This window comes from Pseudoflavonifractor capillosus (assembly GCF_016902575.1).
Taxonomy (GTDB): domain Bacteria; phylum Bacillota; class Clostridia; order Oscillospirales; family Oscillospiraceae; genus Enterenecus; species Enterenecus capillosus_A.
In genome coordinates this window covers 23,408-40,948 of the sequence record NZ_JACSNZ010000015.1, presented here as the reverse complement: position 1 = coordinate 40,948, position 17,541 = coordinate 23,408, and the positions used below count along the sequence as shown (strand labels likewise).

Genomic DNA, 17,541 nt, shown 5'->3' with positions numbered 1-17,541 from the left:
GCAAGCAGGAGCAGCTGATCACAAAACTGTCCAAAGACTTCCCTGGAGTGAAAGAGCTGCTGGAGTACGGAGACTACACCCAGCATCCCACCAAGGCCAACGCCTCAGCGCTCATCACCCTGGCTCTGGAAGAGAACTGGTCCAAGGTCAGCTCCATGGACGGCTACGCCAAATATATCGCCACTCGTCCTCGTGCCCAGCGTCTAGGGGATCACGGACTGTTCGGGGACGAGGAAGGTGTGGATCTGGACAAGGCTATGGCTGAATTGGAACACTACACCGGAAACGTATGGACACACATCATCTCTCTGCGTCGGGAGGACGCAACACGCCTGGGCTACGACAATGCCCAGGCGTGGCGATCCCTGTTGCGTACCCATCGAAATGAGATTGCAACCGCTATGAAAATTCCACCCCAGGATTTTAGATGGTACGCCGCCTTCCATGATGAGGGGGAACATCCTCACGTGCATATGATGGCTTGGTCTGTGAAACCGGGACAGGCGTATCTATCCAAGGGCGGAATCAAACAAATCAAATCCATCCTCACCAATCAAATCTTCAAGCAGGAGATGTACCACCTCTACGAGCAGAAGTCTGCCAGCAGAGATGAACTGGTACAGGAGGCCCGGAAGGTGATGCTGGAGATGTCCCGTCAAATGGCACAGGGCATCTGCGAACATCCGGACATGGAGCAGCTCATGGGGCAGCTGGCCCAGCAGCTGGGCAGCGTAAAGGGCAAGAAGTCCTACGGCTACCTGCCCAAGCCTCTGAAAAAGCTGGTGGATGAGATCGTCAATCAAACGGAGCGCCTGCCTGTGGTTCATCGGTGCTATCAAACATGGTGGGAACTCCAATGTCAGGTAAATCAATTCTACTCCGGACAGGAGCAACAGCGCCCACCTCTGTCTCAGCAGAAGGAGTTCCGTGCCATTAAAAATGCCGTCATCAAGGAGGCTGAGTGCATCCGGCTTAACCGAATCTCCTTTGAGGATCGTGGCATGGAGGATCGAGGTGGTTGGGTAGCAGATCAGGAACTCCCCTGGGACAGCTATGTGTTGCGAAGCATCATCGAAAATGAGGAGGAGACACGGGAAGAGCGTGTAGCTGCAGCGGTGCAAATGAAACGGTTGGCCCAAGCAGGTGATGCCCATGCCCAATATCTGATGGGGCTACTATACCGGGACGGTGGCCTGGTAATTCCAGACACGGAGAAAGCCCAGTACTGGATGGAACAAGCAGCAACACAGAATGTGCCGGCGGCTCAATACACCCTGGGGAAGCTGCTTCTCTCTGATGATGCCCTGGTGCATGATCCTGACCAAGGCATCCGATGGTTGAAAGCAGCTGCTCAAAACGGCAACAACTACGCCGCCTATGCCCTGGGTAAGGAGTATCTCAGCGGCAGATATGTGTTCCAGAATGCAGAAAAGGCGGCAGACTATCTCCATCAGGCGGCACAAAAGGACAATCCCTGGGCGCAGTACCTGCTGGGCAAGCTGCATCTCATGGGAGATGGGGTAGAGCAAAATGAGAAGACTGCCTATCAGTGGTTACGAGCAGCAGCAGAACAGGGGCATATCTATGCTGACTTTTTTGTGGAGCGCATGGAGCAGGGGTGGACAAACTCGCCCCAGCTGATGCTCTCCACCACCCGACTCCTCCACCACATGGGAAACATCTTCCGGGACAACACTCCGGCTCCTCCAGCATCCGGTGGGCCACACATTGACCGGAAACGGCTTCAGAAACTCCGGGCGAAGAAGATTGCCTTGGGCCATAAGCCGGACGACCACGAGGAGGAGCAGCAGAGCTGGGGCATGAGTATGAGTATGTGACCTTTAAGATCTGTGCCACTGAAAACAAAAAAGCTCGGACAGATGATAACAAACTGATAATTTGGTGGGATTGGGATAGCTATTGTCCTTGCTCTGTGGTATTGTGTGTCGCTGATAGGAGGCGACGTGCCATGAATGACTACATGAAAGCCTTACACCAGCAGTTCTTCCAAAAGCCGGATGTCACGGAACTGGAGGACGAGATTGAAACTGCCCGCCAGGAAGTGCGGGACTGCCTAAATAAGGTGCAACGGCGCAGGCTCATGGACTTGGTAGATGGACAAGCCCTGTTGCGAGAAGAAATCTCCCAGGCCAGCTTCGCCGCAGGGTTCAAACTGGCCTGGGGAATCGCAAAAGAACTGGAGACGGATGGCCTGTATCCCTTCGAACAAGAGGAGACGGAACGCAACTGTTGCCGAATGAGAAAGGAGGATGAAACAAGATGACAAATCAACTGCCGGTTCAGCGGTGTCAGTATTGTGGGTGTCAGGATATCGGAGTTGGCTGGCAGCACGGAGAAGCGCTGATTACCTTCAAGAAACATGGCATGCTGGGTAATCGACTGCAGTACTTGATCTGCCGCCGCTGCGGTGCCGTACTCTATCAGCGTGTAGCCGAGCCTTACAAGTTCCCTTCTGTGAGGTAGGCCACACAAACTGTACCGTGTACCGAAAATCAAAGATAAAACTTAGGAGGTGAGTAAAATGGCAAAAAGACGACCATCTGGGGACGGTATGGTGCGCAAGCGGGAGGATGGCCGCTGGGAGGGGCGCATCGTGATCGGTCACAAGAATGACGGTAGCCCCATCTTTCGCTATGTGTCTGCCAAAACGCAGAAAGAACTGCTGAAAAAGCTCCATCAGAGCATAGAGGAATATCAAGGTGTAAATCTCAGCGAGGAAAGCAAAATGCCCCTGAGCCAGTGGCTGGATCGCTGGCTGGAGGAATACGCTGCCCCGTCGGTGCGTCCTACTACGTTGGAGGGTTACCGAGGGTACATCAACCGCAATATCAAACCTTATCTGGGAAATAGGCCGGTGGGCAAGATCACCAGGGAGGATGTCCAAAAGTTGTACCGAGAATTGCAACGGAATGGACGGCAGGAGTATCATCCGGAGCATGGACGTAAACTGTCCGGCAGCACCATCCGCCGCATCCATGGCATATTTCACGAGGCCATGGATGCAGCGGTACGAGAAAATTTGATTGCCCGCAATCCCACTGAGGGCATTGCCCTCCCCAAAAAGAAAGTGGCAGCCAAGCAGATTTTGAATGATGCTCAGCTGGAGCGATTCATGGAAGTGATTCAAGAGGATCGAATCTGGCATGACTTCTTCTACACAGAGCTAACCACCGGCCTGCGCCGGGGTGAAATCTGCGGCCTCATGTGGAGTGACTTCGACGAGATGCATGGAACCCTTTCCGTCCGCAGGACGCTCCACATCCAGAAAGGAGGTGATTTGGTCACTGGGGAGACCAAGACAGGAATGGGGAAGCGAACCATAACGCTGCCACCCAGTACGTCACAGTTGCTGGCCCAACGAAAGAAGAGATCCTATTCCCAATGAATCTTCCCAAATCCTCTCCAGCCCGAGAAACCAGCGAATCCTAATGCCGCCTACAAACATCTGAAGGTACTGTTGAAAAAGGCAGGACTGCCCAGCATCCGCTTTCATGATCTTCGCCATACCTTTGCCACCCATGCCCTGGCCAGCGGCGTGGATGCCAAGACCCTCTCTGGTATCTTGGGACATACGCAGGCATCCTTCACACTGGACACCTATACCCATGTAACAGGAGATATGCAGAAGAGGGCCAGCGAGATTGTGGGAGGGTTCATGGAAACTATGATGGTGAGGTGATAACATGGCAGCCAGAAGGAAGAAAGGGGAGGGCACCGTCCGCCTGAGAAAGGACGGCCGCTGGGAAGGTCGAGTGGTGATAGGCTACGACGAGGCGGGCAATCCCAAAACGAAGAATGTACTGGCCAAAACTAAAAAAGAGTGCGTAGAAAAGCTGGAGAAATTGAAAAATGAGTGTGGTGTGGTGCGGCCTATCCAGATTCGTCCCGATATGCTTGTTGGGGAATGGCTGGATTACTGGTATCAGAATTACTCGAAGCCGAGGCTCCGCCAGAGTACCCAACTCAATTACGAGAGCTGGATTTATCGCCACCTGATCCCAGGGGTAGGGGGGATCTCTCTCAACCAACTGACCCAAGCGGATCTCCAGCAGTTCTTCCGGCGAATGAAAGAGAGTGGACGCAAAGCTAATGCGGAGCGCCACGGGACCGGTATGGCAGACCGCTCGGTACGCAGTTGCCACGCAGTCTGTCAGATGGCTCTGGACAAAGCAGTAGAGGACAAGTTGATCCACTCCAATCCAGCGGTGGGCTGCAAACTCCCACCCCTAAAGGGGAAAGAGATGAAGATTCTCACCCAGGAGGAGATTCAACGATTTCTCATCCAAGCCAAGGCGGAGGGGATGTACGAGCTCTTCCTGCTGGAGCTGACCACTGGAATGCGCCGAGGAGAACTGCTGGCTCTTCGATGGGATGACCTGGACTTTGCCACAGGAAAATTGCGTATTGACAAGCAGGTCTATCCCGTGGGCGGCAAACTTATGATTAGTGAACCCAAGACCAAGGCGGCCAATCGCACCATCATCCTGCCGCCCGCAATGGTAGGTCTGCTGGCAGAGTACAAAAAAGGAGTCTTCTCTGAATTGATGTTTCCATCCCGTACCAAGCCAGAGCAGCCCATTGATCCTGGCTATGTCCGAAAGCGCCTACAAGCAATCTTGGAGCGAGCAGGGTGCAAGAAAGTGAGGTTTCATGACTTGCGGCATACCTTCGCCACAATGTCTCTGGAGAACGGGATGGATGTAAAGACACTGTCGACTATCATCGGGCATGTCTCCTCAGCCACTACGCTAAACACCTATACCCATATCACCGATGAAATGCGGAGGAAAGCAGCGCTAAATATTGACCAGGGGATTGCAAAAGCAGAAATGTCTCTGGTGCCGGAACAAGAGGAGAGGGAACACAAGAAGCAGGTGTTCACGCCGGTTCAGCCATCCCGCCGTAGGCCGGGAACCGGATGTGTCAGCCAATTAAAGGAACACCTCTGGGAGGGGCGGTATTCCCCTGTGTGGCCAGACGGCAAAAAGCACTCCCGAAATGTCTATGCCAAGACCAAGGAGGAGTGCGAGGAGAAATTGAAGGGGTTGATTCTGAAGATGAAGGCAGAGATTGCCGCACTTCGATCCGGGACAAATGGAGTATCCTTACGGGGTAAGCCCTAAGAAGAAAGTCGTTGCCTCCTATCTACGGGAGCACCCCGGGGTGACCAGAAAGACCATGATTGCCAGAGAACTGCAGATAGACCGGTCCCCGGTGCAACGGTACTACGATGAGATTCGGTTGACATTGTTAAACGAATAGTGGTGAGGTGTGGATGTGATGGAAAGGTAGTGCATGGTTTATAGATCTTTAATAGATTCTTGATGCTTGTGTAATTGTTGATTGAGATTTTTGTGTAGTCTATCTTATAATTGAGTTGTTATATATACTTGGTTGAAATTTAGAGGTGATAAAGGTGATAGAAAATCTATTTGTAATTGGAAACGGCTTTGATTTAGGTCATAAAATGAATGCCGGATATGACCAATTTAAACATTGGCTTGTGTCACAATTTGAGGAGGCGGAGGATATATCTTCTTTTTATGTATCAGAACCTCAGATGATGCCGGATGGAGAAGAATGTATCTGCGATGAAGATTTAGCCCGCTTTTTGGTATTCTGCATTGACGAGACCGCAGGAGGGAATTGGGCAGACTTTGAATCAACTTTGGGTGTAATACAATGGGAATGTTTCTTTGATCAGTTAGAAGATATAGAAGATCGTGATGGAGACATAGATTTGTTGAAAACGGCCTATGTGAGAGAGGATTTCACGCAAACATTGTTCATCAACTCCAGGGCGTTTTCTAGGTTTTTTTCAGAATGGATAAACACCATTGAATACCCTGGAGCAGAGTTGAATACCGGTTTTTTCACGGATGAAATCAAAGCTAGTAGCTTTTTTCTAACATTCAATTACACTAGGACGTTGGAAAAAATTTATTTAATTCCTGACAGCCAAATCTGCCACATTCACGGAGTACAAGGTGAGGAAATTATATTTGGGCATGGGAACAGGAATGAACAAGATGGATGTAAATATGGTTTTGGTATGGAAGGAATAGACAATATACATGAGGCGCTAAGAAAGCCAACTGAAAAAATCATCCGGAATACTGATGTGTTTAATAAGCTGAAATCATTTGATATCAAAAATATTTATTCATGGGGGTTCTCTTTTTCCGAGGTAGATCAGTGCTATCTTGTGGAAATTTTCAAGAGCCTTGACACTAAACTAATTACTTGGTATATACACGATTATTCCAAGGATCAATTTAACAAATTCGCAGACATATTATATTCTTGCGGATTCAAGGGAGAAGTTGATTTGTTTCATGGATAATTAGATGTGTTAAACAAGCGGTGGCAGGCTCTTAGCTAAAATCAACCCTAAACCCCACATAACTTCATCGATTGCCAGGGAATTGCAGATGGACCGGTCCACGGTGCAGCGGTACTACGATGAGATACATACGGAGTTCCAAAGACAAAGCTGATATGGAAAAGAAAACGGAAGGACTGTGCTTGAAACAAGCCCAGCCCTCCCTTTCTCTGATTGAACAGAGGACGAAATCTATTCACTTGCGTCAGATGTTTCCTGTGGGCAGCTCTCTTTTTCAGCAATCTTCATCAGATGGGCCCATGTTATGGCCGGATATTTCTCTAAACGGAAAGCTTGCTACTTGCCGGATATGGAAAGAGACGGTATACTTGATATTACAGGAAAAAGTTCTACCATTCAAGTACGCTACCCGTTGGCAGCTAGTCCTTCTGAACAAAATAGAGAAAAGCTGTACATCACTGAGCTGGGCTACAGAAATGCCTTCCCCCGATGGCATCACTGTTGCGGTCAACGGGCAGGTTGCCGGGCGATTCGACCTCATTGTACTTACCCAGATGGCCGCCTGTGGGCATTTCGTGGGCGAGGGCTTGGTCTGGGAATGGCCCAGCGGATGAAAGCGAAAGCTGTGAATGAGTTGAAAGAAGCTCTCGGAGCAATTCCACCTATCTTACCACAAATATAATAGAAACAATTACAACGGGAGAGAAAACGATGGATGAATATTTTTGTCCCAATTGCGGTGCAACATTAAACGACCAATATGGATTTGATCATTCCTGCGGTACCTGGACATGTGCTTGCTGTGGTAAGCATCTTATGGATGATGATATTTATGAGGGCGATTTCTACGAGGGGATCGCTTGGTACTGCGACGATTGTGGCGCAATCTTAAATCGACAGCCCGGTTTCTCGGATATCTCTAATTTTTGGGTTTGCACGGAGTGTGGACACTGTAATAGTATTGCGGGAGATGATGTATATGAGTCGCAGGAAGATTACGAACAACATAGGGATGATTCAAGATCCATAGGCTTATCAAGCGCATTGGCAGAACTACTTGGCGTAGTTGTTGATATTGGGGTCCAGATGCATTCTGAGAAAAGACAGAGGGCGCGTCAGGCAGAAGCAGAACGTCGGGCAGAAGCAGAACGAGTTTACCAAGAAAGGGAAAAGGCCCGCAAGGAGAAAAACGCTTTGCGTAAAAAGAGAGCAAAAGCGTTCCTGTTTAGAAGGAAGAAAATTGAGCTGCACTATGATTGTGAAAAACTGATAGGTAAAAATGTTTCTTTTGTGGTTTCAGCACTTACTCATGACGCCTTTTCCAACATCAAGACTGTTCCGATAAAGGATATATACGTAGGGTCAGAATATGATGTTGGACAAGTGTTGAAGGTGGCAATTGGCGGTTCTTCATCCTTTCAAGAAGGTGCCAGAATTCCTTATGATGCTGAAATTGTTATTAGCTATCATGATAAGAGAGAAATTACGGTTCCTTTTTCGGAGCGAAGTTTGAGGAATATGAATTACGTTCTTGCTTGCAATAAATTGCAGGAGCTTGGTTTCACAGAGATTTATAAAAAACCGATTCCTGATCTGACTACAGGATGGATTAGAAAAAATGGTGCGGTAGAGAAGATTGTGATTGGTGACGCTTATCCCTTCAAGAAAAATAGTATTTTTGCATATGATGCAAAAATTGTAATTGAATACCATACATTCAAGAAAAAGGGAGCTCTATCGAATTGAAACACGGTGCGGATTCTTCGGGCGGTAATTTGGCCATTTTGCAGAAGATCACCAGATTCTCTTGAAGAGTGGGCAGAAAACTGCTTTTCCATTCTGTGCATGTGTACCATCCAGGCGCATTTCCTCGGGAATTGCCTGAACACCCTTACTCCTATCTCCGGGTGGTGAGAGTCATCAATTCTCATGAGGAGATATGTTTTTGTAGGCAGAACCATTAATTTTGCAAGTGCCCAGATTCCGAAGAATGCTCCTCAAATCCTGGGCCGTTGTAAACAAAAAGAAGGGCACTCCCGAAAGGGGGGGCCCTTCAAGTGGTCAAAGCAGAAATCTGTCTGTGGTATTTCTGTGGTCAAACGAAAAATCACCGCCGAATTGGCGGTGATTTTCCTGAAATTGGTGGACTCGAAGGGGATCGAACCCTCGACCTCTGCGATGCGAACGCAGCGCTCTCCCAGCTGAGCTACGAGCCCAAATTAGCAGTTTTTTCATCAAAAAAGTGATGAAAAACAGAATTTGGAGATATTCGATTTTGAGGGGATATCCGGGAAACCGGACTGGTAATTGGAAAGGAACCGTAGCCGTAGGATGTGCATCCATATGGATGCGAACCGTACGCTCTCCCAGACTGAGCTACGGGCCCAAATCAACAGTTCCAAAAGGGGAACAGAAGAATAAAGCAATATGAAATTATAGATGTGGCAGAAAACCGAACCCTTTGCGCTCCCAGCTGAGCTACGAGCCCGTACTCGAACATTATAGCAGAAAATTAAGGTTTGTAAAGGGGGAAATGGAGAAAACTCCGAAAAGCAGTTGGGCGAAAACTTGAAATATCAGTTGAAAAGATGATGGGAATGTGATAGAATACCCAATGGCTTTTAACATGCTTGTGTGTGGAGTAAGGCCGCGCTAGTCGGGGAGTTAGCGGTGCCCTGTATCTGCAACCCGCTATAGCAGGGATGAATCCCGGCCCCCGGAGACAAAATGTACTGACTGCCCCATATAAGTGGTGATGATGGATTGGTCCTGCGCAACGTGGTCCCGTGAACCGTGTCAGGCGGGGAACCGAGCAGCACTAAGCGGATTGCTGCGTGTGCCGCGGGGACGCCGGTCTTGAGCTGGCTGTGTGGGTAACGAGTATATTTTGTACTTCAAAGGCCGGTGCGCGGTCTTATTCTACACACAAGTTGTTTTCTTTTATCCGGGAGGTGTGGAGTATGTACCAGGCGTTATACCGCAAGTGGCGGCCTCGCTGCTTCGACGATGTGGTGGGGCAGGGGCACATTACTGAGACGCTCAAGCGGCAGGTACAGGCGGGGCGGCTGACCCACGCCTACCTGTTTACAGGCACCAGGGGAACGGGCAAGACAACCTGTGCCAAGATCCTGGCTCGGGCGGTGAACTGCAAATCTCCTCGGGACGGCAACCCTTGCAACCAATGTCCGGCCTGTACCGGCATTGAAAACGGCTCCATTCTGGATGTGGTGGAGTTGGATGCGGCCTCCAACAACCGGGTGGACGATGTGCGTGCCATGCTGGAGGAGGCTGCCTATACCCCTGCGACTGTAACCAAGCGGGTGTACATCATCGACGAGGTGCATATGCTCTCGCCCCAGGCATTCAATGCTCTCCTTCAGATTTTGGAGGAGCCGCCGGAGCACCTGATGTTCATCCTGGCCACCACTGAGCTGCACAAAGTGCCCGCTACCATCAAAAGCCGGTGCCAGCAGTTTGCCTTCAAGCGCATCCAGGCCGGGGAGATTGCTGGCCGCCTGAGCTATGTAGCAGAGCAGGAAGGGATTCAGCTGACTCCGGAAGGGGCCGCCCTTATTGCCCGGTTGGCAGATGGCGGAATGCGAGATGCCCTGTCCCTGCTGGACCAGTGCGTGGGAGCAGGGGGGAGCGTAGATCAAGAGCGAGTGTTCCAGGTACTGGGCCTGGCTGGCAATCTGCAAACTGCGGGGATGCTGGAGGAAATCGCAGCGGGCAACTTGGCAGGAGCACTGGAGCGGCTGAACAAGCTGTATACCGGGGGTAAGGAGATGTCTGCCCTGGCCGGAGAACTGTCTGCCTTGCTGCGGGATCTGTTGGTGAGTAAGAGCGCACCAAAGGGTGGCGTGGGCCTTCTCACGGGGGGATACGACACTGCCACCCTGGAGCGGCTGGGGCAGCTCTTTGACGTGCCCAGACTGGTGCAGATGCTCTCCTTAGTGCAGATAACCGCTGGCGGGTTGGTTCACTCCGCCAATCGGCGCACTGACATGGAGCTATGTCTGCTGAAGCTGTGTGACCCCTCCCTGGATGGCAATGTTAACGCCTTGACGGCTCGTGTGTCAAAACTGGAGCAGCAAGTATCGTCAGGCGTTGCAGTGCAACAAGTGACAAGCGGTAACGCTTCACAGAAGAGCGCCTCAACTCCTGCTCAGAAAGAACTTGTGAAGCCTGTTGCTGCGCAACCTGCCCCGCCGTTGTCAGAAGCCCCCCCTTGGGAGGAAAAGGCAAGTGAAGGACCTTTACAGAGTGGAAACTGTGAAACGAAAAAATGCGATGAGCCGGAGATTCCTACGGCGCCTCAGCTGGCGGCTATGGCAGCCCCCACACCTGTACCGGGACAGTCGGGGTGGCCGGGATGGAATGTGATATGCGGTCAGCTCAAAGGGGTGCTTTCCACAGGTGATTACATGTTCTTTTCCATGCCAGGCATGCTCACCGGGTGCTTTGACGGCACGGCGGTAACGGTGTGGGCTACCAATCAGTTTGTGGCGGATTTGGTGTCCAAGCCGGACATCTCCGGTGCTGTGTCCCAGGTCGTAGCTGGGCACCTGGGACATAGGGTTGCGGTGCACATTCAGGTGGGAACGCCCCCTGTGGAGACAGCTGCACCTGCATCTCCTTCGGGAACAGCCCAGCCAGAGATGGATGCGCTGGAGGCTTTTCTGGCAGCTGGACACAGCAATGTAACGGAAGAATAGTCACTATGGACGATCAATAGGAGGTAACATCAATGGCAAAAGGATTCAATACCCGTGGTATGGGTGGCATGGGCGGCAACATGAATAACATGATCCGTCAGGCCCAGAAGATGCAGCAGGACATGATGAAGGCTCAGGAAGAGCTGGAGAGCAAGACCTATGAGGCCAGTGCCGGCGGCGTTGTGACGGCTGTGGTTTCCGGCAAAAAGGAACTGAACTCTGTGACTATCGACCCTGAGGCGGTGGATCCCGACGATGTGGAGATGCTGCAAGATCTCATTGTGGCGGCAGTGAACGAGGCCATGCGCAAGGCCACTGACGACGCTGCCAGCCAGATGTCCCGCCTCACCGGGGGACTGGGTTTGCCGTTCTGATTGGAACAAACAAGGGCTGCTTTCGCACAGAGAGCAGCCCTGAACACATGATAAGGAGGAACCAATTATGGTGAAGTTCTCTCAAATGGAATATCAGCGCCCTGATCTGGAAAAGTTGAAGGCTGAGATGGCAAATTTGGTGGAGCGTTTGAAGAGCGCCGAGAGTTATGCTCAGGCTCGGGAGACATTTTTGGAGGCAGACCGTGTGAGCCGGCACACCGAAACTATGGGAACCCTTGCCAACATCCGCCACTCCATTGATACCCGGGACAGCTACTATGATGGGGAAGTGAAGTTCTGGAATGTGGCTGGCCCTGAGCTGCAGGAGTATCAGCAGGCATGGAACCAGGCCATGCTCAATTCTCCCTTCCGAGCAGATTTTTCCCAGGAGTTTGGGGATTTGATGTTTGTCAATGCGGAAATTGCCCTGAAGACCTTCTCTCCCGATATCATTGAGCTGATGCAGAAGGAGAATGATCTGACCCAGGAGTATGAAAAGCTGCTGGCCTCCGCCCAGATCCCCTTCGAGGGCGGGGTATACACCCTGTCTCAGATGACTCCTTTTAAGAGTGATGCCGATGACACCCGCCGTCTCAACGCCTGGAAGGCGGAGGGACAGTGGTACAAGGACAACCAGGAGGCTTTGGACAGCCTGTATGACCAGCTGGTACACCTGCGGGACGAGATGGGGAAGAAGCTGGGTTATGAGGGGTATACTACCCTGGGCTACTACCGCATGGGCCGCAACTGCTACACCAAGGAGGATGTGGAGAAGTTCCGACAGGCCGTGGTGAAGTATCTGGTGCCTGTGGCGGACAGCATCTACAAAGAGCAGGCCAAGCGCCTGGGTAAGGAATACCCCATGAGCTTTGCCGACAATGCTCTGGAGTTCCGCTCCGGCAACCCCAGACCCTGCGGCACCGCCCAGGATATTCTGAATCACGGTCGCAAGTTCTACGATGAGCTGTCTCCGGAGACCAGTGAATTTTTCCGCACCATGCTGGATGGAGAGCTGTTGGATGTGCTGTCCACGGAGGGCAAGGCTGGCGGCGGCTACTGCACCAGCATTCTGGACTATAAGGTGCCCTTCATCTTCGCCAACTTCAACGGCACACAGGGTGACGTGGAGGTGGTGACCCACGAGGCCGGCCACGCCTTTGATGCCTGGCTCAACCGGGATCGCATCCCCGCAGAGTATATCTGGCCCAGCATGGAGGCCTGTGAGGTGCACTCCATGTCCATGGAGTTCTTTGCCTGGCCCTGGGCCCATGGCTTCTTCGGGGAGGATACCCGCAAGTTCCATTACAGCCACCTGTCCAGTGCATTGACCTTCATTCCCTATGGCACCATGGTGGATCATTTCCAGCACGAGGTGTATGCCCACCCTGAGATGACTCCCGCACAGCGCCATGAGAAGTGGAAAGAGCTGCTGGGGGTGTATATGCCCTGGATGAAGCTGGACGGTGAGATTCCGTTTTACAGTGAAGGTGAGGGCTGGCAGCGGCAGCACCACATCTATTCCAGCCCCTTCTATTATATTGACTATTGTCTCGCTCAGACGGTGGCTCTGCAATTCTGGGATAAGATCCAGGAAGACCTGGGAGAGGCATGGGAGCACTACATGGCCTACACCCGCCAGGGGGGCAGCCAGGTGTTTACCACCTTGCTGGAGCGTGCCGGGCTGGAAAGCCCCTTTGAGGAGAGCTGCCTGCAGCGGGTGTGCGCTTCCGCCAAGAACTGGCTGGAGCACTTTGACATGAGTGGGATCTCCTGAAGCGCCATGGCAGAAAAGAAGCGTAAGCGCTGGAACCGCGCCGCCAAGGCGTCTCAGTTTGCCCCTGGGGCAGGGGGGGAGATGGTTTACACCGGCCGATACTACACCTTCTGCGGCGGGGAAGTGGACTACCGTCGGAGCAAGAGAGCACGATATGCTCTGTCGGCCCTGATGGGTGTGGCTGCGTTGGCGGGAGGAATGATTCCTGTACCTGCTATGGTCAACACCTGGTACGTGATTCTACCCTATATGTTTACTGTTCTAAGTGTGGTGTCGGTGATATGGGCAGTGTGCCGCATGGGGTATTGGGGCAATCCCCTGCGGGAATATGTCTATGATGCCACGGTGAGACAGCTTCCCAAGCGCACGATCCTGGCGATGATTTTGTCAATGTGCACACTCTGTGGACAGATTTGCTATATGGTCCTCCATGGACTTCAAGATGGAGGGTTATCTTGCAATTTGGCGTTTTTAGCCCTTCAAGTTGTGGTTTTTGTCGGTTCTACCCTGATGAGACGAGCAGAAATTCGGTGGAAGTGGTCTGTGTAACGTGATAAAGCGTAAAAATTTGTGAGATATAACAGGATGTTCTCGTTGACAATCGGGGGAAAACATACTACAATAGTCTTTGCAAAATCTGCTGAAAATACATTTGACCGCTTGGGGTGGACACTCGGGCGGGAAAATTGAAAGACGAAGCAGATGAAATTGCAAGACCAGATCTCGAAAGAGAGCGAGGTCTGGTGGTTTGTGTGAGCTCAGAGGATGGATGTTCTCTTTGTTCAATATTATTTAAGGAGGAATCTCTACATGAAAAGCACGAAACGCGTGCTTGCACTGGGTATGGCTTCCGTGATGACTCTTGGTTTGCTTTCTGCTTGCGGCTCCAAGAACAGCGGCAATGCCGACTCCGGCAAGGACGGCTCCAGCACCGGCACTCTGGTGGTTGGTGACGGCAACTACGACGCTAAGTTCTCTCCCTTCTTCTACACCTCCGCCTATGACGGACATATCGTCACCATGACGCAGATGCCTCTGATCGGCTCTGATCGTGAGGGCGCTATGATCCTCAACGGCATTGAGGGCGAGACCAAGGAGTACAACGGTAAGGAGTACACCTACACCAGCATCTCCGATGTGAAGATCACTGAGAATACTGACGGCACCGTGTACTATGACATCACCCTGAAGGATGGTGTGAAGTTCTCCGACGGTCACGTGATGGACATTGACGACGTGATCTTCTCCATGTACGTCCTGTCCGACCCCACCTATGACGGCAGCTCCACTCTGTACAGCCAGCCCATCCTGGGCATGAACGAGTACCGTTCCGGCATGGAGTCCAAGTTCAACCTGATCGTCAAGGCTGGCCGTGACAACACCGACTTCTCCAAGTGGACTGAGGAAGAGCAGACCGCTCTGTGGGCTGACCTGGATCAGGCCAGTGAGAAGTTCATTCAGGAGATCAAGGACTACCTGGTGGCTGCTGAGGCCAATAAGGCTGAGGACAGCATTGCTGCCTTCGCTGCCAACTGGGGTTACGAGCTGGCTGAGGACGCCACCGCTTCCGACTTCTTCTGGACCATGGTCAACTCCGACAAGTATAAGGGCGATGTGGCTGCCATGTCCAGCAAGGAGTCCGCTGGCACCTCTGTCTTCGATCTGATGGAGAACTACGAGGCTTACAACATCGGTATCCAGACCGGTGAGTCCGCTGCCAACATCGCCGGTATCGAGAAGACCGGTGATAACTCCCTGCGTGTGACCACCACCGAGGTCTCCGCTACCTGCATCTATCAGCTGTCTCTGATGGTTGCTCCCATGCACTACTACGGCAGCGAGGATCTGTACGACTACGACAACAACCAGTTCGGCTTTACCAAGGGCGATCTGAGCATTGTCCGTGAGAAGACCACCAAGCCCATGGGCGCTGGCCCCTACAAGTTCGTCAGCTACGAGAACGCCACTGTGGCTCTCGAGGCCAACGAGAACTACTGGGAGGGCGAGCCCAAGATCCAGAACATCAACTTCAAGGAGACCACCGAGGCTGATAAGATCTCCGGCGTGAAGTCCGGCAGCCTGGACATCACCGATCCTTCCTTCTCCGTGGAAGCCATCGACGAGATCGCCGCAGCCAACGGCGGCAGCAAGGACTTCAACGGCTCTGTGATCACCATCAACACCGTTGACAACCTGGGCTACGGCTTTGTGGGCATCAACGCCGACAACGTGAAGGTGGGCAATGACGGTTCTTCCGAGGCCTCCAAGAATCTGCGTAAGGGCCTGGCCACTGTTATGGCCGTGTACCGTGATGTGGCCATCGACTCCTACTATGGTAAGTGGGCCAACGTCATCAACTACCCCATCTCCGACACCTCCTGGGCTGCTCCCCGCGTCACCGATGACGGCTACCAGGTGGCCTTCTCCACCGATGTCAACGGTGATCCCATCTACACCGACGGCATGAGCAATGATGACAAGTACGCTGCTGCCAAGCAGGCTGCTCTGGGCTTCTTTGAGGCTGCCGGCTACACCGTCACTGACGGCAAGCTGACCGCTGCTCCTGAGGGTGCCAAGCTGGAGTATGAGCTGCTCATCGGCGGCGGCGGTCAGGGCGACCACCCCTCCTTCATGATGTGCAAACTGGCCAAGGACGCTCTGGCTGACATCGGCATGAACCTGATCGTCACCGACATTGTCAACTTCTCCGACATCTCCTCTCAGATCGAGGCTGGCACTGCTGAGCTGTTTGCCCTGGCATGGAACGCCACCGTGGATCCCGATATGTATCAGATCTACCACAGCAAGGGTACTTCCAACTACAACTACGACATCAAGGATGCCGAGCTGGACGAGATCATCGTGGATGCCCGCAGCACCACCGACCAGGATGCCCGTGTGCTGATGTACAAGGAAGCTCTGGACATCGTGATGGACTGGGCTGTCGAGCTTCCCATCTATCAGCGTCAGAACTGCTACATCTTCTCCACCGAGCGTGTGAAGATCGATACCCTCACTCCCGATATGACCACCTACTGGGACTGGATGAACGACGTCGAGAAGCTGGAGCTGAACTAATTGAGCACCAGTGGCTTGATGGACAAAGGAAAGTAGTTTTCTGAGTTTATAAACGCGGTTGCCCTGCGGCCGTTTGGCCGCAGGGCAACCCTGCGCATCCCTGCACATGAGGCGGCTGTTCCGACGCTTGGTTGGAACTTTGCCGGAGGGGCTGCCTGATGTGCGGACGGGGCGAACACATCAAGCGAGGACACGAACCCCAGTGACTCGCCAACAAATACGGAGGGGATTCTATGCGAAATTATATCATCAAGCGTATCCTACTATCAGTACTCATTTTATTTTTAGTATCTTTTATTATTTATACTCTGCTGCGGTGCCTGCCCAGTTCCTATGTAGAGACCATGGCCCGTCAGCTGGCAATGGCCCCCGGCGCCAAGCCCTATGATGAGTGGTTGGCCCAGTTGGAAGGGCAGTACGGCCTTGACCTGCCTTTGATTCCCGGTTACCTCCACCAGCTGAGCAATCTGCTCACCGGTAACTTCGGTGACAGCTGGAAGTTTACATTGCCCGTACTGGACGTGTTCTCCAGCGTGATTTGGGTATCCTTTGTCATGGGCGGGATTTCCTTTATCCTGCAGCTGATTATTGCCATTCCTCTGGGTGTGATTGCTGCCACCAAGCAGTACTCTAAGGCGGACTACGCCATCAGCGTGTTTGCTCTGGCCGGTATCTCTCTGCCCACCTTCTTTTTCGCCACCTTGCTCAAGCTGGTGTTCTCTGTAAAGCTGCAGTGGTTTGACCTGGTGGGCCTGACGGGCCGTGACTTCTATCAGTTGGATGCTTTCGGCCAGTTCTTGGACATGGCCCACCATTTGGTGCTGCCCATCGTCACCCTGGTGGTGGTGTCTGTGGGCTCTCTGATGCGTTACACCCGCACCAACATGCTGGAAGTGCTCAATGCCGACTATATCCGTACCGCCCGTGCCAAGGGTCTGAGCGAGAAGAAGGTCATCTATCATCACGCCTTCCGCAACACCCTCATCCCCCTGGTCACCATCGTTGGCGGCTCTCTGCCCGGACTGTTCTCTGGTGCTCTGATTACCGAGACTCTGTACTCCATCCGTGGCATCGGCTGGACTTCTTATACTGCCATGACCGCAGGCGACATTCCCTTCTCCATGTTCTATCTGCTGTTTTTGGCCGTGCTCACTCTGGCTGGCAACCTGATTTCCGATATTCTGTACGCTGTGGTTGACCCCCGCGTGCGCATCGCATAAGAAAGGAGGCGCTTTC

At 52.4% G+C, this 17,541-nt stretch carries 13 protein-coding genes, 1 tRNA gene, 1 other RNA gene and 1 pseudogene; 15 read left to right on the top strand and 1 reads right to left on the bottom strand.

Annotation, left to right across the window (positions count from 1 at the left end; genetic code table 11):
* The 8 genes and pseudogenes from mobP3 to H9X86_RS06755 form a co-directional block, all read left to right on the top strand.
* Positions 1–1,838 (top strand): MobP3 family relaxase (gene mobP3, locus H9X86_RS06790; protein ID WP_204900800.1); only part of this gene is annotated, 1,838 nt, incomplete at its 5' end.
* Between the two features lie 131 nt (positions 1,839–1,969).
* A complete protein-coding gene (locus tag H9X86_RS06785; protein ID WP_204900799.1) occupies positions 1,970–2,284 on the top strand; it encodes a hypothetical protein in 315 nt (104 codons plus the stop codon).
* Positions 2,281–2,484: a hypothetical protein gene (locus tag H9X86_RS06780; RefSeq protein WP_204900798.1), complete on the top strand. Its 204-nt coding sequence runs from the start codon at positions 2,281–2,283 to the stop codon at positions 2,482–2,484. The genes H9X86_RS06785 and H9X86_RS06780 overlap by 4 nt, the downstream gene beginning before the upstream one ends.
* 58 nt (positions 2,485–2,542) lie before the next feature.
* Positions 2,543–3,700, top strand: a pseudogene (locus H9X86_RS06775) (tyrosine-type recombinase/integrase).
* A 4-nt stretch (positions 3,701–3,704) separates the two neighbouring features.
* Positions 3,705–5,144 carry a tyrosine-type recombinase/integrase gene (locus H9X86_RS06770; protein WP_204900797.1) on the top strand — a complete coding sequence of 480 codons (1,440 nt, stop codon included), beginning with the start codon at positions 3,705–3,707 and terminating at the stop codon, positions 5,142–5,144.
* A gap of 293 nt (positions 5,145–5,437) precedes the next feature.
* A complete protein-coding gene (locus tag H9X86_RS06765) occupies positions 5,438–6,364 on the top strand; it encodes an AbiH family protein (RefSeq protein ID WP_204900796.1) in 927 nt (308 codons plus the stop codon).
* A gap of 155 nt (positions 6,365–6,519) precedes the next feature.
* Positions 6,520–6,978: a hypothetical protein gene (locus H9X86_RS06760; RefSeq protein ID WP_204900795.1), complete on the top strand. Its 459-nt coding sequence runs from the start codon at positions 6,520–6,522 to the stop codon at positions 6,976–6,978.
* Positions 6,979–7,075: 97 nt separating this feature from the next.
* Entirely contained in the window at positions 7,076–8,110 is a 1,035-nt protein-coding gene (locus H9X86_RS06755; protein ID WP_204900794.1) for a hypothetical protein, read from the top strand.
* Between the two features lie 394 nt (positions 8,111–8,504).
* Here the strand turns inward: H9X86_RS06755 and H9X86_RS06750 are convergent.
* Positions 8,505–8,580, bottom strand: a tRNA-Ala gene (locus tag H9X86_RS06750).
* A gap of 431 nt (positions 8,581–9,011) precedes the next feature.
* Here H9X86_RS06750 and ffs point away from each other — a divergent pair.
* The 7 genes from ffs (at position 9,012) to H9X86_RS06715 (ending at position 17,525) form a co-directional block, all read left to right on the top strand.
* Positions 9,012–9,276, top strand: an RNA gene (gene ffs, locus H9X86_RS06745) — signal recognition particle sRNA large type.
* 48 nt (positions 9,277–9,324) lie between these two features.
* A complete protein-coding gene (gene dnaX, locus H9X86_RS06740; RefSeq protein ID WP_204900793.1) occupies positions 9,325–11,079 on the top strand; it encodes a DNA polymerase III subunit gamma/tau in 1,755 nt (584 codons plus the stop codon).
* 32 nt (positions 11,080–11,111) lie between these two features.
* Positions 11,112–11,453, top strand: coding sequence for a YbaB/EbfC family nucleoid-associated protein (locus tag H9X86_RS06735; protein ID WP_204900792.1), 342 nt, complete (start codon positions 11,112–11,114; stop codon positions 11,451–11,453).
* 67 nt (positions 11,454–11,520) lie between these two features.
* Complete coding sequence (locus tag H9X86_RS06730; protein ID WP_207752616.1) at positions 11,521–13,227, top strand: M3 family oligoendopeptidase; 1,707 nt, start codon at positions 11,521–11,523, stop codon at positions 13,225–13,227.
* A gap of 6 nt (positions 13,228–13,233) precedes the next feature.
* Positions 13,234–13,776 (top strand): hypothetical protein, encoded by a 543-nt coding sequence (locus tag H9X86_RS06725; protein WP_204900791.1) that lies wholly within the window; start codon positions 13,234–13,236, stop codon positions 13,774–13,776.
* A gap of 261 nt (positions 13,777–14,037) precedes the next feature.
* Entirely contained in the window at positions 14,038–16,305 is a 2,268-nt protein-coding gene (locus H9X86_RS06720; RefSeq protein ID WP_204900790.1) for an ABC transporter substrate-binding protein, read from the top strand.
* A gap of 233 nt (positions 16,306–16,538) precedes the next feature.
* Positions 16,539–17,525, top strand: a complete 987-nt coding sequence (locus H9X86_RS06715) for an ABC transporter permease (protein WP_204900789.1) — start codon at positions 16,539–16,541, stop codon at positions 17,523–17,525.
* The last annotated feature ends 16 nt before the right edge of the window (positions 17,526–17,541 follow it).